We start from the raw sequence: 20488 nt of genomic DNA on the forward strand, positions 1-20488 counted from the left end.
TGGCCTTCAGCGTTCTTCATGGTTATCAAACATGAGATATTTACGTGTTTGCCCTAGGGCCAAAATCCTTCCATTTACAGAAGAATGCGCAACTCCTATAATCTATTTCTGCTACTCAGGGTTTGTTCTCCGGGATTTATACGTCGAGTCAAATTATCGCGGATTTCTTTGCCAGTCAAAGGAGAACAGGGATCATGACGCGAACCGCCAAGACAAAACCCAGAGCTTCCCTCGTTGACCTCTCACCTCCTCCACGGAAAAAGCGACCTGAGTCGCTCACCAGCCGGGAGCAGGAAATCCTCGAGCTGATTTGGGCAGGATTCAAGAATAAGGAAATCGGTCAGCGGCTCAAGATCAGTGTGAAGACGGTTGAGGCGCATCGAGCTAACATGATGAAGAAGATGCGTGTGTCCAATACGGCCCAGCTCCTCAAGACCGCCATACAGGGAAGCCTGATCCGGGTCAGGTAGAAACTGCCGCTTTTGTCTTAGTCTTGCGTTGCCGGACAGCCTCATACAATATTACCGCGGCGGCGGCCGACACATTTAGAGAAGCTACTTTTCCTTTCATTGGGATACTGATCCGCTCGTCACACTCGTTCAATACCCCAGGACGAATCCCTTGCCCTTCTCCTCCCAGTACCACGGCGATAGGCCCCGTCATGTCGATCTCGTCATACGCGACTTGGGCCGATGGTTCGACCCCATAAACCCATAGCCCCGACTCCTTTAACTCGCTGATAAGCCGACTCACATTTACCACACGTCCAACTGACATATGGTCGAGTGCTCCCGCTGAGGCTTTGGCCACGGCGGAAGTCAGTCCCGCCGCCCGGCGCTCTGGAATAAACACACCGTGGACGCCTCCAGCTTCAGCCGTACGTACGATCGCGCCCAAGTTATGCGGGTCTTCAACACCGTCGAGGATGACTAGCAGCGGCGCTTCCCGACGATCTTGAGCCAGCTGCAAGATAGACTCTGGAGTACTGTATGATTTCGCAGCAACCTGAGCGATGATGCCTTGATGGCGCCCATTGGGCACGAGTCGATCGAATGCGCTGGAAGGCTCCACATGGACCGGAACCCCTCTCGCCTTTGCCGAACGGACGATCTCTGCATACTGGCGATCGGTCCTCATGACTAGTATGCGTTGAAACGGTCGAGACTCAGACTTTAACGCCTCGCGGACGGCGTGCAACCCGTAGAGCAGTTCCGTCGGGCTATCGCTTCCAGCGGCTGGTCCCATCGGATCGGTCCTCCAAGATGATTCCCCGTGCACTGAGCTCGTGTCGAATCTGGTCTGCTCGCTTGAAATCCTTCCGTCGTTTTGCCTCAGCGCGCTCGGCTATTTGAGCTTCAATCTCGGCAACCGACTGCTCTTCGGATCCGGATCGCGCTTTGCCCGTATATTCCCAACCATCCGCCTGAAATAGCCCCAAGACGGCACCTAGTGAACGAAACGCATCCCGTGCACGGCGTCTTTCCTGAGTCGAGAGTCCTTCGGACAGTGATTTGTTCACCTCGCTACGAAGCATTTGGAGCTCAGCGAGAGCGACAGGCGTGTTGAGATCGTTATCCATTCCGTTGTCGAATGACCGTCCCGTATCGTTAAGCGCCTCAAGAAGACGCCCTTCTGATTGCGGCGAGGCCGGTCCGGGTTCGGCGAGTCGAGCAAACAGATCGTAAAATCCGTCCAAGGCTTGCTTGGCATCATGCAGCCCTTGATCAGAAAATTCGAGCGGGCTGTGGTAGTGAGTGGAAAGGAGAAAATATCTGAGTATCTCTCCCGTGACGAAGTCCGACCAATTGGATTTCTCAAAAATCTCTCTGATAGTAAAAAAGTTGCCGAGGGATTTCGACATTTTCTCGCGATTCACCTGCACAAACCCATTGTGGACCCAATAACGGGCGAACTCTTTCCCGGTTGCTGCACAGGACTGTGCGATCTCATTTTCGTGATGAGGAAAGATCAAATCCATCCCTCCTCCATGGATATCGAATGTCTCTCCCAAGTGTTTGATCGACATGGCCGAACATTCAATATGCCACCCAGGTCGACCTGGCCCCCAGGGGCTAGGCCACGAAGGCTCGCCGGGTTTTCGGTGCTTCCACAATGCAAAGTCCATCGGATGCCGTTTGCGCTCATCAATTTCTACCCTGGCGCCAGCCTGAAGATCTTCCGGCCGTCGCTTGGAAAGTCGCCCATAGGCGGGATAGGCGTCGACTTGGAAATACACATCGCCATTAAGTTGATAGGCAAACCCCTTGCGCACCAAGGTGTCAGTCAGGGATACGATATCCTGCATATGGTCGGTGGCTTTCGGCTCTCGTGAAGCGTGAGCGATTCCAAGCCGATGCATGTCGTCATGATACGCGTCAATATATTTACTCGTCAGCTCTTCCCATGACACCTCCAGTTGCTGGGCCCGTCCGATGATCTTATCGTCCACGTCGGTGAAGTTCTTAACGAACGTCACAGCATAGCCCGACCGTTCAAGATGGCGCCGTAGGACCTCGAACACAAGCGCGCTTCGTGCGTGACCGACGTGGCAATAGTCGTAGACGGTCACTCCGCACACATACATTCGGACGTGCTTGGGCTCAAGGGATTCGAAAGGCTCTTTGACACCCGTGAGCGTATTGAATAGTTTCAACATCGAAAGACTAGACCTTGCGCTGCGACCCTCGCTTAGGCCAATGCGACCACAGAAAATATCCAAGCACTATGACGAGGCCGACCCCGATCACAATGTCGAAGCGATGGAAATATTCCCGTAGACTGTCCCACTGTTCGCCCATGCGAAGCCCGATATATGCCAACAGGTAGCACCACGGCAGCGCACCGATAAAGGTAAATGCCACGAAGCGGGGAAAGTTCATCCTTGCAATACCCGCCGGGAGAGAGATGAAGGTGCGAATCACTGGCATCATTCGACTGAAACACACTGCCGCGTCCCCGTAGCGGGCGAACCAACGATCGGCCAGATCCAAATCTTTCTGCGAGATAAGCATGTAAGGGCCATACTGCTCTACAAAAGGACGCCCGCCCCATACCCCGACATAGTAAGCGACTATCGAACCGAGCACATTCCCCACCGCACCGGCGAAAGTCACGCCCCACAAAGTGAATTGCCCGGTTGTAACCAGGTAGCCAGCAAACGGCATGATGATTTCACTGGGGAGTGGAATGCAGGCGCTCTCAATGGCCATGGTAACCAACACCCCGACATAACCGAAAGATGAGATCATGGCGATGACGAATCGGCTCAGTTCCGCGATGATACTTTCGATCAGCTGTCCCATCTGCTTCAGCCCCTCTTTCTTGTTGGCTCGCCGGCTTGACGGCGTCTAGGGCGAGAACCACCGCGAAGAACTGGCTCCCAGGACCTGAACCGATCAAGGACGCCGTAATGCGTGCTATCGAGATAAATCGGCGTGAGGGAGACTGAGCCCTCAGCTATCGCTTCATGATCTGCATCCTTATTACGGCTCCAAGATATCCGAGTCCCGGCTATCCAGTAATAGGTCCGCCCGTGTGGATCGATTTTTTCAACAATGGGATTGTCAAAACGCCGCCTGCTCAGGCAGGTGATGCGAACACCTGGAATAGAACTGGCGGGACAATCTGGAATGTTCAGATTGATGAGCGTTTCTTCCGGAAGGCCTTGCTTCAAGATCAGTCGCGCGACACGAACGGCGAAATGAGCCCCGACATCGAAGCGGAATCTGTCCTTCCCCTCTTGCGATACGGCCATGGAAGGAATGCCAAGAATCGTGCCCTCAACCGCAGCGGAAACAGTTCCAGAATAGAGAACATCATCACCCAAGTTTACGCCCTTATTAATGCCCGAAACCAACAGATGCGGCTTCGAACGCATGATCGTGGCCAGAGCAAGGTTTACGCAATCGACGGGCGTTCCGTTGATTGCATAGACGCGCTTTCCAAATTGATGGACTCGCAACGGCTTATGCAACGTGACGGCATGCGCCACCGCTGTCCGTTCCCGGTCCGGCGCGACCACCCATACCTCAGCCACTCGCGCGAGAGCCTTCGCCAGTGCAGAAAGTCCCGCGGAATGTATCCCGTCATCATTCGTGACGAGAATCCGTATGCGGCTGCTAGACATAAAAAAAGCTGCTCATGGCAGCTCCATTTCCTAACTCAATTTGTTCTCTGCAGACTCGAAACACCGTGAATACACAACGGCGCACTTTGGTCGGGGCGAGCCGATTTGAACGGCCGACCACTCGCACCCCAAGCGAGTACGCTACCGGGCTGCGCCACGCCCCGACTGAAGACATTCTCGTTTCGTATTGTGTCCTTGAACAGACCTGGATTGCAACCCGTCCAGGTAAGAAATCCAGTCCGTCATGATGCTAGGCAGAATGAGATTCGAGCATTTTCAGAATGGCTTGCAAATTTCCACGCAGCTTCTGGGCCAGCTCTTTAGGCCTCATTTTATGGGCCGAAACCCTGCCACGCCTCGCCCAGTATCGTTTGACACCCTCGATCGTATGCCCCTCATCGTAGAGCATGCGCTTGATCTCAAGAACGGTCTCCACATCGCGCCGTTCGTACAAGCGCTGATTTCCTCGACTCTTTTTTGGTTTGAGGAAAGGAAACTGAGATTCCCAAAATCGCAAGACATAAGCCGGGAGCTTGGTCACATGACTGACTTCACCGATTTTGTAGAAGACCTTACTTCCCAGCCGGGGTTCATTCCCCATGACCGGTCCTCGCGGCAGGCTAATGGAGGTGAGTAAACGATTTATGAATTGACGTATTTCTTGAATACCTGACTGGGACGAAACGTGACGACGCGCCGGGGGGTAATGCCAATTTCCTCTCCTGTTCGTGGATTTCGGCCTTTCCGAGCGCCCTTGCTTCTGACGACAAAATTTCCAAATCCTGCAATTTTTACCGATTCGCCCTTTTGCAATACCGCCTTGAGCATATTCAGGACCAGCTCAACAATATCTGCGGCCTCGTTCTTAGAAATTCCCACTTGTTTATATATTTCATTCGCAATGTCGGCCTTTCTCATGCGTCCCCCTTACGCAACTCTCTCAGGGCTATTTTCACCTCGGAAAGATGAGAGCCACTTTCGCTATAAGTTACGTGAGGTTACGGGGGCTGTCAAGGACAAATTCCGTGGTGGGGAACCGGAGGGCAATCCTCGGCAAGAAGTTTATATTCAATGCTGTCCGCCAAAGCCTGCCAACTGGCCTCCATCACGTTCTCTGAAACTCCTACGGTTCCCCATTTATCCTTATGATCACCGGATTCAATGAGTACCCTGACTTTTGATTCAGTTCCGCGGTTGGCCGATAGAACACGGACTTTATAATCGAGTAGCTTCACTTCTCGAAGTTGCGGATAAAATTTCTCAAGAGCCTTCCGGAGGGCATGGTCCAATGCGTTGACAGGTCCCTTTCCCACCGCCGCAGCATGCTCGACGACTTCTCCAACCCTTACCATAACGGTCGCCTCCGATAAGGGCGACCCATCGTCTTGCTTCTTTTCGATGATGACGCGAAAGCCAAGCAACTGGAATGAAGGTTTGTGAGTACCCATCGCCTTTCGCATCAACAATTCGAAGGAACCTTCCGCTCCTTCGAACTGGTAGCCCTCATTTTCGCGATCCTTGAGGGTCTCGACCAGTTCTTGGACCTTCGAGTGGTCTCGAGAGAGCTTGATCCCGTAAGATTCGATTTTTTCCAGCAATCCGCTGCGTCCCGCATAGTCAGAAACCAGCATGCGCTGTCTATTTCCAACACGAGTCGGATCAATGTGTTCGTATGTGGCCGGATTTTTTAGTACGGCATGGATATGAACTCCCCCTTTGTGTGCAAAGGCCGCATCACCTACATAGGGTTGATGTTTATTCGGCATCAAATTAGCGATTTCGGTCACAAATCCCGAGACGTCCTTTAAGCGGTCAAGCCGGTCACCCAAGGCTTTCCGATCCATCTTCAACTGGAGATTAGGAATAATGGACGTCAGATTGGCATTTCCACAGCGTTCACCGATTCCGTTGATAGTTCCCTGTACCTGCACCACACCGGTTTCAACGGCAATGAGGGAGTTCGCCACGGCCATCTCACAATCATTATGGGCGTGAATGCCTAATGGAATAGACACTTCTTTTTGAACCGTCTGACAGATCTTCTTGATTTCCCATGGCATCGTTCCTCCATTGGTGTCGCAGAGGACGAGGCGTTCTGCTCCCGCAGCTGCAGCGGCACGTATGGTCTTCATGGCATAGTCAGGGTTCGCCTTAAAGCCGTCGAAAAAATGCTCTGCGTCGTAGAAGACTCTTCGGCCTTTACCGCGCAGAAATTCGATTGAATCTCCGATGAGTTCGAGATTGCTCGCCAAGGATATTCCAAGTGCGTCAGTGACCTGAAAGGTCCAGCTTTTACCGAAAATGGTGATGATTTGTGTCTCAGCCGAAAGCAGCGCCTGAATTGTGGGATCCCTTTTGACTGGATTACTGGCCTTCCGCGTCGAACCGAACGCCACGATCGCGGCGTGCTGGAGTGGGATGCTTTTCATCATCCGAAAGAATTCAATGTCTTTGGGGTTCGCTCCCGGCCAGCCACCTTCAATAAAGGTCACCCCCAATTCATCCAGTTTCTGAGCAACGCGGACTTTGTCCTCTGCCGAAAAACTCACGTCCTCGGCCTGAGCACCGTCCCTCAGCGTGGTGTCGTAGATCTCAAGATGGGCGAGACGGCGAGACCGGATCGCGTCGGATGAAATGGTTGCGTCCGTTCGTCTCGTCTTGACTGACGGTGAACTTGTCGCGCGGCGGGAACGCATAGGGAAGGGTAACAGGATGCGTGGCACCCTGTCGAGACTCTTACCGGACCGTCGATGAGACACCTGAACGGTCCCCGGACGATCCCCGGTCCAGTTCAAAGGCGGTATGAAGGGCCCGCATGGCCAACTCCAGGTATTTTTCGTCAATGACACACGAAATTTTGATTTCCGACGTACTAATCATCATGATATTGACTCCTTCGCGAGCCAATATCTCGAACATTTTGGCCGCGACGCCAGAATGCGAACGCATACCCACCCCGACCAAAGACACTTTGGCAATGGCATCTGTCACCGACACGGACTTGGCTCCAATGTCCTTCGAGGCAGCTTCAATGATCGGCACAGCTCGTTTGACGTCGACACGTGGAATCGTAAATGAAAAATCCGTGAGAGAAGCGTGACTGACGTTCTGAATGATCATGTCGACCACAATATTTGCCTTGGCCACCGTGCCCAATAACGCTGCCGCGATGCCCGGTTTATCAGGCACACCCACAATGGTCACTTTGGCCTGATTGCGATCACCCGTTACTCCCGAAACGGCGACGGCTTCCATATCGGTATCTTCGCGAGTCACGAGCGTCCCCTTCCCCTCCTTAAAACTGGAGTTCACTTCCAATGGTACATTGAATTTTGCCGCGAATTCCACCGACCGGCTCTGTAGCACTTTAGCACCGAGACTTGCCATTTCCAGCATTTCTTCATATGAGATTTTTTCCAGACGTCTCGCTGCAGGAACAATGTTCGGATCCGTCGTGTACACCCCATCAACGTCCGTAAAAATCACACACCGATCCGCCCGTAAGGCTCCTGCCAATGCAACAGCGGTGAGATCAGACCCTCCGCGTCCAAGTGTCGTCACATCGGACTGTTGATTGATCCCTTGAAAACCGGCCACAACGGGGGTAACGCCCCTCTCCAGAGCTTCTCGAATGCGATCCGCGGTCACTCTGGTAATGCGGGCCTTCGTATGCGCATTGTCAGTCATGATTCCGACCTGTCGGCCGGTAAATGATCGGGCATCGAGTCCACGGCCGCGCAATGCCATCGCCAGGAGCGCGATGGTGACGCGTTCGCCCGTTGACAGAAGCATATCCAGCTCACGTTCATCAGGAAGGGCGGTCATTTCGTGTGCGAGCTTCAGCAGTCGGTCGGTCTCTCCGCTCATCGCAGACAATACGACCACCACGCGATTGCCGTCCTTGACCGCCCGTTCGATCCGATCCGCAACTCGATGGATGCGTTCGATCGTTCCGACGGATGTTCCGCCGTATTTCTGAACGACCAGAGCCATGGGATCAGGCGCTCTTTGAGAAAAGGCGCACGACGAACTTCGTGGCATCACGTTGAGGTAAGGGCGAAGATTGCGCGTCGGCTTCTGTGAAGCGCCGTTTGGTCGGTGACTCGGATTTCTGTGAGCTGTCGTAGTATGCATAAAACCACTGGCCTGGCAGCACCTTATCCTGCGCGGTTCCAGGGTCACAGACAATGAGCAGACGATAGGGTCCGAGCGCATTGAGCCCTTCGACGAACGGCCCGATATATTCACGATCGATGTCTTCGATCGCGCGGAGCTTGGCCTTGACCTCCGTGCCGTACACCACTTCATCGGGTAGTTCCAGATGGATATAGGCGAAGTCCTTCGCACGCAGTTGTTCAAGTGCCCTGCGCGCCTGTGTGCGCCAATCCGCCGCTGCCAGATTTTCTCCGTCCGTCCCATTGCCGAGACCGGCCATCATTCCCAATCCACGATGAACATCACTGGACGACACGACAGCTCCCGATACCCGGAACCGTTCCGTCAAGCTCGGCCAGACAACGGCACGTCCTTCTCCCCACAGCCACAGGCAGTTGGCCGGTTTGTTCCCCGCCTCAATCCGTTCGTCATTTAGCGGATGGCCTCTGAGAATCAACAGGGACGCATCCATCAATTTACGCAACATGTCCGCTCCGTCGCCGCTGGGCAGGGCGTCCCCCAACGGTCGGCCAACCAATGACTGCGGATCCATACAAACCGCCCTCGGTTTACCATTGACCCACACCATGAGATGACGGTGACCGGATCCTGGATAGAACTGAATAACCTCTGACCCAAGTTGTTCATTCACCGCATCGATCAATTCACGCGCCTCTGCCGTGGTAATGAGCCCGGCCGTGGCGTCATCCATCACCAGTTGAGGGCCTAATTTCTTGAATTCGTTCCCTGTCTTACTGCTTGAATGGGGTTCGCCTTTCAGCGTGACCATCGTGCACCGATACACCACGTCATGTTCTCCGACCGCCACGCCGAGGCTGACCGCTTCCAACGGTCCGGGGCCTTGATAATGCTTCTTCGGCTCGTACCCGAGAATCGCGGTTCCGGTCCATCCGCTGCCGTATCGGCTACTCTCGGGAAGCATCAACAGCCCGAGCTCTCCTGTCTGGGTAATTCGATCCAGGTTTGGAGTGGACGCTGCCTGAAGTGGCGTTGCACCGGCCAATTCTTGCCGCGGGGCATCGGCCATCCCTCCGGCGTGCAGAATTACATATTTCATCGAACGCACACGTGCATCATGCTTTAGACGCTAAGGAGACGAGCGACATCCTCCTTATTGGCCCGAACCGTTTTCGGTTGAACTGATATGCTCATGGCGGTGTCTGCGTCTTTGAGCCCATGACCGGTCAGCGTACACACGACAGTCTCACCTTCCCGTAGGACGCCCTGCCGACTCAATACGGCCACACCGGCGACCGAGGCAGCCGATGCCGGTTCACAGAATACTCCCTCCGTTGCCGCTACCGCAGCATACGCTTGAAGAATGTCGTTATCACTCACGGCATCAATGGCGCCTGACGATTCCTTCACCACTGACAGAGCCGATTGCCAGCTCGCGGGATTCCCGATCCGAATGGCCGTCGCCACGGTCTGAGGATCATCGACAATATGCCCCAACACAATCGGCGCGGCACCTGCCGCTTGGAATCCCATCATTCGCGGTGTTCGCGTCGTCTGATTGGCTGCCCGGTATTCCTGATACCCCTTCCAATATGCGGTAATGTTTCCGGCATTGCCCACCGGAAGAACATGCACGGCCGGGGCATCTCCCAACTGATCGCAAATTTCCATGGCTGCGGTTTTCTGGCCTTCGATGCGATACGGATTCAAGGAATTCACTAACTCGATATGGTGGGTTGCAGAGAGATCTTTGACGATGGAAAGGGCCTGATCGAAATTTCCGTCAATCTGGATCACGGTCGCCTGATGCATCATGGCTTGAGACAACTTGCCCATAGCAATTTTCCCGGCCGGGATCAACACGTACACGGCCAATCCGGCCCGAGCGCCATACGCCGCTGCCGAGGCCGATGTATTGCCCGTCGATGCACAGATGACGGCGCGGGCTCCTGCTTCGATCGCTTTGGAAATCGCCAGGGTCATCCCCCGGTCCTTGAACGATCCTGTGGGGTTGGCCCCTTCAAACTTCAGATACAAATCGATCCCCGGTGCAATTTTCTTGGCGAGACGGCTTGCCCGGATGAGGGGAGTATTGCCCTCACCCAATGTCACTACCGGCGTCCGCTCCGTGACGGGGAGAAATTTCCTATACTCTTCGATGAGACCACGCCACTGATTCATGATCGCTACTCGTCCTTACCCTCGACGCGAATCAGCGTGGTAGGCTCGGACATGAATGGCATACGATTGATCTCTCGCAGTGCCGACTGGACGTCCCGCTCTTTGGCTACATGCGTCTTAATAACGATTGGCACTGTCTGTCCCTCCCGTCTGCCCTTTTGGAGCATCGAGGAAATGCTAATGTCGCACCGACCGAGTTCACCCGCGATATGGCCCAACACACCGGGGCGATCGAGCACCATGAATCGCATGTAGTAGAGTGAACTGATTTCTTCCATGGGGCGCATGCGAAGGGGACGGCGCTGGTCCTGCTGGAATGAGGCGGGCGGCACCCGACCCGCTCCACCTTTGATGAGATTGCGGGCAGTAGCTATAATGTCGCTGACGACCGCGCTCCCGGCAGCCAGGTCCCCGGCGCCTCGACCGCACAAGATTACATCACCCACGGCATCACCGACTAATTGAATGGCGTTATAGACACCTTCGATTTTCGCCAAAGGAGAATCGCTTGCCACCATCGTAGGATGGACTCGTGCCTCGACCTCCCCCTCCACCAACTTGGCAATGCCAAGCAGTTTGATGACGAACCCGAATTCGCGGGCCGATGCGATGTCATGTGGCGTAATGTGCGTAATCCCCTCGGTGTAGAGTTCTTTAAAGTTAATCGGGGTACCGAAGGCCAGATTGGCCAGCACTGCCAACTTATGCGCAGAGTCCGTTCCGGCGATATCGAATGTGGGATCGGCTTCGGCATATCCTGCCCGCTGGGCTTCGGCCAATGTCTCCGCAAATCCATGACCTTCATTGCTCATGCGGGAGAGAATATAATTCGAAGTTCCATTGATGATGCCGTAGATCGATTGAATGGCATTGGCCGCCAGTCCCTCAGTCAGCGCACGGATAACGGGAATGCCTCCACCTACGCTGGCTTCAAATCCCAGATCCACCCCTTTGCGGGATGACGCCTCGAACAGTTCCTCTCCGTGGAGTGCGAGGAGGGCTTTATTGGCCGTCACGACATGTTTGCCAGACGCAATGGCATCGGTGATCAGACGCTTGGCATAGTCGTATCCGCCGATGAGTTCGACGACGATGTCGACAGACGGATCGTTCAGGACTTGCTTGGCATCATTCACCAATACTCCTGGAGGAAGTTGGATGCCGCGATCGCGTGTAATGTCCAGGTCTGCAATGCGGACCAGTTCAACGGGAACCCCGACACGCCGACGGATCAGCCTTGCATTCTCTAATATGATCCTTGCGACGCCGGACCCCACGGTGCCAAATCCGATGATGCCCACTCCGACCCGCCGGGCCATCATTCCTCCTCTCCCTCAAGCTTCAGGGTCTTCCTGATTCCGCGTACGGCTTGACGGGTGCGGTGCTCGTTCTCGACCAAGGCGAATCTGACGTACTCATCTCCGCCTTCTCCGAACCCGATCCCAGGAGACACGGCCACTTTGGCCTCCCGGAGAAGAAGTTTGGAAAACTCCAAAGACCCCATGTGACGATAGGGCAATGGTATCCGCGCCCAGACAAACATCGTGGCAAGCGGCTTATTGACATTCCATCCGATACGGTTCAGGCCGCTGACAAGGACGTCGCGACGCTTTTGATAACGCTGGACCGTTTCCTTGACACACTCCTGTGGTCCATTCAAGGCAATCACACTGGCAATCTGAAGCGGTTGAAAAATTCCATAATCCAGATAGCTCTTGATCTTGGCCAGCGCGCCGACCACCTCGCGATTTCCCACACAGAACCCGACTCGCCAGCCCGGCATATTGTAGGCTTTCGATAAGGTATAAAATTCCACGCCTACATCCTTCGCTCCCTGCACCTGAAGAAAACTCGGGGCCTTGTACCCGTCGAACACGAGATCGGCGTAGGCCAGGTCGTGGATCACGATAACCTGGTGTTCCTTGGCAAATGCCACAATTTTTTTGAAAAACTCCAGGTCCGCGATGGCCGTGGTCGGATTATGTGGAAAGTTTATGACGAGGATGCGAGGCCGTGGAAACGTCTGGCGGTAGACTCGTTGAAGATCATCAAAAAAATCACTGTCCTGACGCAGTTCGATACCACGCACTTCGCCGCCGGCAATGATGAAACTGTACATATGGATAGGGTACGTAGGCGTGGGGGTCAGCACAACGTCTCCCGGTCCAATCATGGCAAGGGATAAATGCGCCAGCCCTTCTTTGGATCCGATGGTGACGATAGCTTCGGATTCCGGATCGAGATCGACATCATAATTGCGCTTATACCAACCCGTGATGGCATGCCGCAGCTTCGTGATGCCTCGTGAGGCCGAATAGCGGTGGTTCCTTCCCTTCCTCGCCGCCTCCACCATCTTATCGACGATGTGTGAGGGCGTCGGCTGATCGGGGTTGCCCATTCCGAAATCTATAATGTCTTCGCCACGGTGACGAGCTTCGAGCTTCAGGCTTTGCACCTGGGCGAAGACGTACGGAGGAAGCCGTTTCAATCGATAAAAGTGATCTGAAAGTCCCATCGTGGACGCCATCAAAGCGGTCTCGGTCAAGAGCGTATCCGTGGGTAAGACGTACCTGACCGCACGGGGGCCTATTCTAATTGCGCCAGACCTGTCTAGTCAAATTGTCACGTGTTTCTGTGGGGTTCCACCAACCAGATCGGATGACAGGTCAAACACTGCCTGCGATAAGTCTGGGGTCTCTTTCTTGCCCATTCTGAACGATTTCTGTTACAACAGCCTCGACTGCTTTCTTTTCTTCGCCCCGACCCGATTTTCTTGCCGCATAGGTATGGAGGATTCATGCCGAGACTCGGTGTTAACATCGATCATGTTGCGACCCTTCGTCAGGCGCGCGGAGGACACGAACCGGACCCCGTTGCCGCTGCCGTTCTCGTCGAACTGGCCGGAGCAGATGGGATCGTCGTTCATCTGAGAGAAGACCGACGCCATATTCAGGATCGCGACCTACGCCTGCTCCGCGACTCAATTCACACCAAGCTGGACCTCGAAATGGCGGCTGAAGAGACGATGGCGAAAATCGCCCTATCGATCAAACCCGATATGGTCACGCTCGTTCCGGAGCGCCGGCAGGAGCTGACGACGGAAGGCGGCTTGGATGTCGCAACACATAAGGACCGCGTGCAGCACATCGTTACCATGCTCCACCAAGGCGGCATTCCCGTCAGTCTTTTCATCGAACCGGATCTCGCTTTGGTCAAGGCCGCCCACAAAGTTTCAGCCGATTTCGTCGAACTACATACGGGACGTTACGCCAACGCCAAACGGGCGAAGGAAGCCGACGGGGAGTTCGAAGCCATCACTCAGGCCGCCAAGCTCGCGTATAAGTTGGGGCTAGGGGTGAATGCCGGCCATGGACTGAATTATCAAAACGTCAAACGGCTTACACACATTCCAGAGATTGTGGAATATAACATCGGACACAGCATCATTGCCCGATCGGTACTCATCGGACTTGATCGAGCCGTCACCGAAATGAAGGCATTATTGGCCTGACCACGTCTCATTGACATCCTTTCCTATAACGACGGCCTTTTTATGAAACTTGTTTCAGCTGAACAGATGCGGGAACTGGATCACCGTACCATATCGGAAGCAGGCATCCCCGGAACGGTTCTCATGGAACGGGCTGGCGAACGGGTAGTGGAAATCCTATTGCTGCGGTATGGGCCGCTCAAAGGAAAAGTCGTCACCATTTTCTGTGGCAAGGGAAACAATGGAGGGGATGGCCTCGTCGTCGCCCGCCTGCTCCGTCGTCATCACGCACAGAGCAAGGTACTCCTCGTAGGAATAGCGTCAGATCTGAGCAAGGATGCCGGCGCAATGTATCGCCGGCTGATCCGTAGCGCCGGCAAATCCGCTGTCGTTCAGTTCAGAGATAATTCGCGAGCTCGAGAACTTTTATCTTCCAGCGATCTCGTCATTGACGCACTCCTCGGCACTGGTCTTTCAACCGAAGTCGTAAGCGACTTTCGTGCAGCGATCGAGCTGATGAACTCCAGCAGACGGCCCATCATCGCAGTCGACATTCCTTCTGGAATACACGCCGACACCGGTGCTGTTTTGGGAACAGCTGTTCGAGCCTCTCTCACCATAACGTTCGGCCTACCCAAAAGAGGCCTGTATATCGGCAGCGGGATTGACCACACCGGCTCTGTTCTGGTAGCCGACATTGGAATCCCCACACCCTTTGTCGATAGCGTCGCCACACAGGAATTCCTGATAACTCAGGATGCGGCCTCGCAAGGGGTGCCCTTTAGAAGTCTATCCTCACACAAGGGAACGTTCGGACATGCCGGGATAATTGCCGGATCGGTTGGCAAGACGGGCGCTGCGGCCTTGACGGCACAGGCTGCCCTAAGAATGGGGACCGGACTTGTGACGGTGGCGACTCCAAGCAGCATCAACGACGTGTTGGAAGCCAAGCTTCTCGAAGTCATGACCGTCCCGCTGCCCGAAACGTCTGCCCGAACTCTGGCCCGATCCGCATTCAAGCGATTAGAATCGTTTATAAAAGCGAGGGATGCCATTGCCATAGGGCCCGGTCTGTCTACCCATGAGGAGACGAGGGGGTTGATTCAGGAATTGGTGCCGAAATTGGACCGACCATCTGTCCTTGACGCCGATGCACTGAATGCTGTGGCAGGTCGGAGTACTCTGCTCAAACAATGCAAAGTTCCTCCGGTGCTGACCCCACATCCCGGTGAAATGGCGCGTCTGTCCGGATCGACGGTGCAATCGGTGAATGCCGATCGCATTGGCACTGCCAGACGATTCGCCGCCGAGTTCGGTTGCATCATGGTTCTGAAAGGCGCAAGGACAGTCCTTTCGCGTCACGATGGAACCATCGCCATCTGTCCGACAGGCAATCCCGGCATGGCCACAGCCGGCACGGGCGATGTGTTAACGGGGATGATCGCTGGCTTGTTGGCCCAAGGGATCGAGCCATGGCAGGGAGCCTGTTCAGCGGTCTACTTTCATGGTCTCGCCGGCGATCTCGCGTCAGCCAAGTTGGGACAGGCAGGAATGTTGGCCGGCGACCTTCTAGACCGCATTCCTGATGCACTTCTCTCAGCACATGCGTAGACCCGCGTTGAGACGTCGCCCCAGACGACGATCCCGTCCCGCTCGATCTTTTCGATCCCTATTGACCGCTTCGTCCTGGGAACTTGAGTCTCGAAATGCCAGGGAGACGGATCGCCTCGGTGTGGCTATTGGCCGAGCGCTGAAAGGAGGAGAGACCCTCGCGTTATTTGGCCAACTCGGAGCCGGGAAAACCGCACTGGTGAAAGGAATCGCCAAGGGGATCGGGTCCGATACATCACGCGTCAGTAGTCCCACCTTCGTGTTCATCAATGAATACGGCGGACGGCTTCCTCTCGCCCACGTCGACCTATACCGTACTGAATCCCTTCACCAGGTCGAGTCCACAGGCATTCAAGATCACTGGATTGGAAATACGGTTGTGGCAATTGAATGGGCTGATAAAGGATTGCAGCTGTTACCAGATGACCGTCTTGAAATTGAGTTGCGCCACAATTCCATACGGAGTAGAACCGTTCGACTACATGCGACCGGCCGTCTCGCGGCCAGACTGCTGCGGCGAGCCAAGGAACTCCATCGCCGATCCACATCCGTGGGACGGGGACAGAGGAAGAAGACCCTGCCGTCATGATACGACTGATTCTCGTAGGAATTTTACTTCTGTTGTGCCTGGCATTCTTTCTTCAAAACCAGGAGCAAGAGGTTACCCTCCGTTACTTCTTCGGCCTGTTTGAAGCGTCCGCTCCGATTTATAAGCCGATACTCGCAGGTTTTGCGGTCGGTCTGCTCGTGGCAGGCATACTCCTCTTTCCTCCCTGGGTTCGAGGGCGTATTGAGCTGCGTCGAAAAACCAAGGCCCTTCAGGAAGCAGAAGTGGACCTGGAAAGACTTCGACATGAGATAGAACGGATGACGGGAAAACTGTCTCCGCCGCCTCCCGGAGACGGCATCCTCAGAGAATGACCCAGTGACCCGATGACACACAGCGACGCAAGTCCTCTCATCCGGCAGTACCGTGAGATCAAACGCGGCTATCCCGATAGTGTGCTGTTCTTTCGCGTCGGGGATTTTTACGAAATGTTTGACGAAGACGCTCGAGAGGCTTCACGTCTTCTCTCGATTGCACTGACATCACGGGACAAGAGCAGCACCGACCCTGTGCCGCTCTGCGGCATTCCTTATCATGCGTCCCAGGGCTACATCGCCAAACTCTTGAAGGCTGGGCGGACCGTCGCGCTGTGCGAGCAAGTGGAGGATCCTAAGTCTGCCAAAGGTTTAGTGCGACGTGAAGTCGTCCGTCTTTACACACCAGGCACATTGGTAGACACGGAATTTTTGTCTCCGAGCGAATCGAACTTTCTGACCGCCATATGTCGCTCGAGTCGTTCTGCGGCTGACGGCCATTTTCTGTGGGGTCTAGCAGGACTGGATGTCTCCACAGGTGAATTCTGGGTGATGGAGTTTGGAGGAATCGCAGGTACCGCGCAGATGCTTGACGAACTGGTACGCGTGGAACCTCGGGAGGTTCTCTATCCGGAATCGGCACAATCGATCCTGTCATTCGTCACGGATCTGCGTGGTATCAAGGTGTGCCCTCAGCCCGCCACGAAGTTCAATGCTGAACATGCATCCATCACCCTCCAAACCCACTTCCAAGTTCATTCCCTCGACGGATTTGGGTGTCAGGGCCTCACCGTTGCACTAGGCTCGGCCGGTGCCGTGTGGCAGTATTTTCGAGAAACCCAGCCGACGGCTTCTTTCGATCATGTTCGCCGTGTGCAACGACGATGGAATCATGACGCCATGCACCTGGATCAGGCAACAATTCGTAACCTTGAACTGGTGCGCCCGCTCAACGGTGATCAGCCTGGAGTTGAACGAGGGAAAACCGTCCTATCGGTGTTGGACCGCACGGTGACGTCAATGGGCGGCCGCCTTCTGCGTGACTGGCTTCTCCGGCCATTACTTGATCGGGAGGCCATTCAGCGACGACTCGATGCTGTGGCGGAACTTAAGAATGCCGTTCCTCAACGCGTAGCCATTCGAACTATTTTGCGCTCTGTGCAGGACATAGCGAGGTTGAGCAGCCGCATGACGCTTCGCGCCGCTGGGCCTCGGGAATGCATTGCGCTCAAAGAATCGCTGAGCACCCTGCCCGAATTGCGCGCTCAGCTCGAGACTTTCAATTCCTCCCTACTCACGACGCTTCGTGATCAGTGGGACGACTGCCGGGATATATCCACGTTGATCGAGGATGCGATTCACCCTGAGGCTCCGCTCGTACTCCGAGACGGGAATATCATCCGTGAGGGATACCACGGCGCAGTCGATGATTTGCGTAAAACCCGCGTTGAAGGCAAAGAATGGATTGCCGCCTTGGAGGCGAGAGAGCGGAACAGGACCGGGATCGATTCGTTGAAAATCCGCTATAATCAAGTATTCGGCTACTATATCGAGATCACCAAGGCCAACCTGCAGAAAGTTCCTCCTGACTATTCCCGCAAGCAGACGCTCGTCAATGCCGAACGATTCATGACGCATGAGCTGAGCGAACTGGAACGGCGGGTCACCGGATCAGAGGCGCAATTAGCGAGCCTCGAAGAAGAGCTTTTCGGACAGGTACGTGACCGTATTGCTCGCGAGGTCTCTCGGCTCCAATCCATGTCCGGATTACTTGCAACCGTTGACGTGTTGACTGGCCTAGCTGAAGCCGCCGCTCTCGGTCGCTATGTGCAACCGACGGTCGACAATTCAGATGTGATTGCCATTGTTGACGGTCGTCATCCGGTCGTCGAATCGCTTAATCACGAGCAGATGTTTGTGGCCAACGACACCAGGCTCGACGGAAACGATAATCGACTTCTCATTCTCACCGGACCTAATATGGCGGGGAAGAGCACGTATCTCCGGCAAGTCGCCCTGATAGTCCTCCTGGCACAAATAGGGAGTTTCGTCCCCGCAACGGAAGCGCGGATCGGTCTTGCGGACCGAGTCTTCACACGCGTGGGAGCGTCGGATAATCTGGCGGGTGGACAGAGCACGTTTATGGTCGAGATGACCGAAAGTGCTCATATCCTGAACTCTGCGACGAACCGCAGCCTGATTCTCCTTGACGAAATTGGTCGTGGCACGAGTACCTACGATGGTTTAAGCATCGCCTGGGCAATAGCCGAATATATTCATGACCAACACTACCTAGGCGCACGAACGCTCTTTGCCACTCATTACCATGAGATGACTCAACTTGAGTCACTACGTGATGGAATCAAAAATTACAGGGTGGCCGTCCGGGAACAGGACGGAGATGTAGTATTTCTCAGAAAGATTATGCCGGGAGGAGCCGACCGAAGCTACGGCATCCATGTGGCGAAATTGGCCGGTCTCCCAGGCCCTGTGATCACCCGAGCGCAAGAGGTGCTTACCCGACTTGAGCAGCCAGATTCTTCGTCCGAGAGCACGACGACACCCCTCCAGCATGACGACCGAAGGACTCTCCCCCAGCCACACTCTGTCATTGACGAAGTTCGACAGATCGACTTGTTTTCTATGACACCGCTCGATGCGCTGAATCGTCTAGCGGAACTTCAGAAGCGTGTCACACAACCTCAATAATTCATTCACCAAAAAAAACGGCCGCTCAGACTAGAGCGGCCGTCTCCTCAACGCATCTGATTCTATGCTTATTTTCCTTCGTTGTACTTTGCCGTCCAAGGCACCAGACCCGCGAGGGGCTTACCACCTGGAAGCAATACGTCATACTGCATCGGCAACAGCGCTCCATCTGGAGTCTTCGGGGAAGTATTCAACTTTTGGATCGCAGCATAACAACCGGTATCAGTTACCTGGTTCTTTCCTTGGCATTCCTTCAGCCGAAGGGCAGAGATGCTCACAGTTTTCCCCGGAGTCCCTGCGTTTTCAGGAAGCTTTTTCACAGAAGAGATCACACGATGGTTCTGCTCGGTTTCCGTCACCGTAAACTCGATCAGATCCGTCGTGCTGCCTGGAGGCACTTCCTTAGCTGCTGCAGGGCCTGCGTGAACACGACCCATTTTCTTTAATTCTTCCCATGCCCCCTTGTCAGCATAGAACTTGAGATTTTTACCAGGATGAATCTTTTGCCAAAATAGACCGCTCTCGGCATTACCACCAAATACGGCAACATTGATCCAAACAGCCTCGTCGTACGGATCAAGGACGATAACCCGCCCCTGGAGCGTAGTCGGTTTGCTCATATCGCCCCACTCGAAGCGTTCTTGAAATGATTCAATAGCCATAGCGGTGGAGGCCACGGAGCCCACCAGCGCAACTGCTGCCGCGACGGCCCAACCTCTGGTATGAAACTTCATAATCGCGCCCTCCTTCAACAGCATATAAAATATTAAGAATCTTGTCGAAGTCGATTATTTAGTCGCCTTTAATGACTTTGAAACCAGTAATGGTCCGACCGTCCAAGCTGACTTCCATGGCAACTAATTCTTGAGAAGCCTTGATGATTTGATCCATGAGAGCCTTGTCTTTTACGGCAAGCCTAACTGTTGTTGCAGCATGGTACCAACCTGCGTACGGGTTGTTCTTATCCGTACCACCGGTGAAGCCCCATGCGCAGCAAGTGAACAATGGATCTGGAGGCTTGACATCCAAGTCTGTAGAAGTACGACCGCCGGGCGACCCGGATGCAGGATCACCAGTGTTCCAATACTGAATGCCAAAAAGAAGTTCATTGTCAGGGTTGTCTGCCCACTGTGACCACACACGACCCTTCAAGGTCTTTGTAGGCTCTCCCTTGAGTGGTTTTCCTCCAACAACCGAATCGGCCGGACCCGTTGGGCCTGGCGCAGCATCGGCAGCGGCGGCAAACTCAGCCGTCAGCAAGCCGACAGAGAACACTCCAACTGCGGCTAGAAGTACGACCCTTTTCATACCCAATCCCTCCTTATAAAAATAACTACCAAACTAAATGGAAACATTATTTAAGTACGATGAAAAGA

At 54.4% G+C, this 20488-nt stretch carries 20 protein-coding genes and 1 tRNA gene; 6 read left to right on the forward strand and 15 right to left on the reverse strand.

Annotated features, from left to right (window positions below):
* Window positions 1-194: 194 nt before the first annotated feature.
* Window positions 195-470, forward strand: a complete 276-nt coding sequence (locus W02_RS10330) for a response regulator transcription factor (RefSeq protein ID WP_173047383.1) — start codon at window positions 195-197, stop codon at window positions 468-470.
* Here W02_RS10330 and rlmB read toward each other — a convergent pair.
* From rlmB to alaC, 13 genes are all read right to left on the reverse strand, one after another.
* Window positions 463-1245 (reverse strand): 23S rRNA (guanosine(2251)-2'-O)-methyltransferase RlmB, encoded by a 783-nt coding sequence (gene rlmB / locus W02_RS10335; protein ID WP_232068710.1) that lies wholly within the window; start codon window positions 1243-1245, stop codon window positions 463-465. The two genes, W02_RS10330 and rlmB, sit on opposite strands and share 8 nt — an antisense overlap.
* Window positions 1220-2656, reverse strand: a complete 1437-nt coding sequence (gene cysS / locus W02_RS10340; protein WP_173047385.1) for a cysteine--tRNA ligase — start codon at window positions 2654-2656, stop codon at window positions 1220-1222. The genes rlmB and cysS overlap by 26 nt, the downstream gene beginning before the upstream one ends.
* A gap of 7 nt (window positions 2657-2663) precedes the next feature.
* Window positions 2664-3302: a DedA family protein gene (locus tag W02_RS10345; protein WP_197742199.1), complete on the reverse strand. Its 639-nt coding sequence runs from the start codon at window positions 3300-3302 to the stop codon at window positions 2664-2666.
* 5 nt (window positions 3303-3307) lie between these two features.
* Entirely contained in the window at window positions 3308-4126 is an 819-nt protein-coding gene (surE, locus tag W02_RS10350) for a 5'/3'-nucleotidase SurE (protein ID WP_173047387.1), read from the reverse strand.
* 87 nt (window positions 4127-4213) lie between these two features.
* Window positions 4214-4290: transfer RNA gene (locus tag W02_RS10355), tRNA-Pro, on the reverse strand.
* A gap of 86 nt (window positions 4291-4376) precedes the next feature.
* On the reverse strand, window positions 4377-4727 hold the full coding sequence (locus tag W02_RS10360) for a MerR family transcriptional regulator (protein WP_173047389.1): 351 nt from the start codon (window positions 4725-4727) through the stop codon (window positions 4377-4379).
* A gap of 41 nt (window positions 4728-4768) precedes the next feature.
* The gene (locus W02_RS10365; RefSeq protein ID WP_080885526.1) at window positions 4769-5044 is read right to left on the reverse strand and encodes an integration host factor subunit alpha; all 276 of its coding nucleotides are present in this window, start codon (window positions 5042-5044) and stop codon (window positions 4769-4771) included.
* 92 nt (window positions 5045-5136) lie between these two features.
* Window positions 5137-6822: a citramalate synthase gene (gene cimA / locus W02_RS10370; protein WP_173047391.1), complete on the reverse strand. Its 1686-nt coding sequence runs from the start codon at window positions 6820-6822 to the stop codon at window positions 5137-5139.
* A gap of 40 nt (window positions 6823-6862) precedes the next feature.
* Entirely contained in the window at window positions 6863-8119 is a 1257-nt protein-coding gene (locus W02_RS10375) for an aspartate kinase (RefSeq protein ID WP_173047393.1), read from the reverse strand.
* Between the two features lie 4 nt (window positions 8120-8123).
* Complete coding sequence (locus W02_RS10380; protein ID WP_173047395.1) at window positions 8124-9359, reverse strand: phosphoglycerate mutase; 1236 nt, start codon at window positions 9357-9359, stop codon at window positions 8124-8126.
* A 23-nt stretch (window positions 9360-9382) separates the two neighbouring features.
* On the reverse strand, window positions 9383-10441 hold the full coding sequence (thrC, locus tag W02_RS10385; RefSeq protein ID WP_173047397.1) for a threonine synthase: 1059 nt from the start codon (window positions 10439-10441) through the stop codon (window positions 9383-9385).
* 5 nt (window positions 10442-10446) lie between these two features.
* Window positions 10447-11763 carry a homoserine dehydrogenase gene (locus tag W02_RS10390; protein WP_232068711.1) on the reverse strand — a complete coding sequence of 439 codons (1317 nt, stop codon included), beginning with the start codon at window positions 11761-11763 and terminating at the stop codon, window positions 10447-10449.
* Window positions 11760-12956 (reverse strand): alanine transaminase, encoded by a 1197-nt coding sequence (gene alaC / locus W02_RS10395; RefSeq protein WP_173051437.1) that lies wholly within the window; start codon window positions 12954-12956, stop codon window positions 11760-11762. Before alaC ends, W02_RS10390 begins: the two co-directional genes overlap by 4 nt.
* A gap of 282 nt (window positions 12957-13238) precedes the next feature.
* Between alaC and W02_RS10400 the strand changes: the two genes are divergently transcribed.
* Genes W02_RS10400 through mutS form a run of 5 tightly spaced genes read left to right on the forward strand, consistent with a single transcriptional unit; the run spans window position 13239 to window position 19112 of the window.
* Entirely contained in the window at window positions 13239-13952 is a 714-nt protein-coding gene (locus W02_RS10400; protein WP_173047399.1) for a pyridoxine 5'-phosphate synthase, read from the forward strand.
* 42 nt (window positions 13953-13994) lie between these two features.
* Entirely contained in the window at window positions 13995-15542 is a 1548-nt protein-coding gene (locus W02_RS10405) for an NAD(P)H-hydrate dehydratase (protein WP_173047401.1), read from the forward strand.
* Window positions 15535-16131: a tRNA (adenosine(37)-N6)-threonylcarbamoyltransferase complex ATPase subunit type 1 TsaE gene (gene tsaE, locus W02_RS10410; RefSeq protein ID WP_255458485.1), complete on the forward strand. Its 597-nt coding sequence runs from the start codon at window positions 15535-15537 to the stop codon at window positions 16129-16131. The genes W02_RS10405 and tsaE overlap by 8 nt, the downstream gene beginning before the upstream one ends.
* On the forward strand, window positions 16128-16463 hold the full coding sequence (locus W02_RS10415; protein WP_173047405.1) for a LapA family protein: 336 nt from the start codon (window positions 16128-16130) through the stop codon (window positions 16461-16463). Before tsaE ends, W02_RS10415 begins: the two co-directional genes overlap by 4 nt.
* Before the next feature lie 12 nt (window positions 16464-16475).
* Window positions 16476-19112 carry a DNA mismatch repair protein MutS gene (gene mutS, locus W02_RS10420; protein WP_173047407.1) on the forward strand — a complete coding sequence of 879 codons (2637 nt, stop codon included), beginning with the start codon at window positions 16476-16478 and terminating at the stop codon, window positions 19110-19112.
* Window positions 19113-19180: 68 nt separating this feature from the next.
* On the opposite strand, the gene W02_RS10425 is transcribed toward mutS, so the two are convergent.
* Together W02_RS10425 and W02_RS10430 are read right to left on the reverse strand one after the other, a co-directional pair.
* Window positions 19181-19846: a hypothetical protein gene (locus tag W02_RS10425; protein WP_173047409.1), complete on the reverse strand. Its 666-nt coding sequence runs from the start codon at window positions 19844-19846 to the stop codon at window positions 19181-19183.
* 58 nt (window positions 19847-19904) lie between these two features.
* Entirely contained in the window at window positions 19905-20420 is a 516-nt protein-coding gene (locus tag W02_RS10430) for a hypothetical protein (RefSeq protein WP_173047411.1), read from the reverse strand.
* Window positions 20421-20488 lie beyond the last annotated feature (68 nt).

Source organism: Nitrospira sp. KM1, assembly GCF_011405515.1.
In the GTDB taxonomy this organism is placed as follows: Bacteria; Nitrospirota; Nitrospiria; order Nitrospirales; family Nitrospiraceae; genus Nitrospira_C.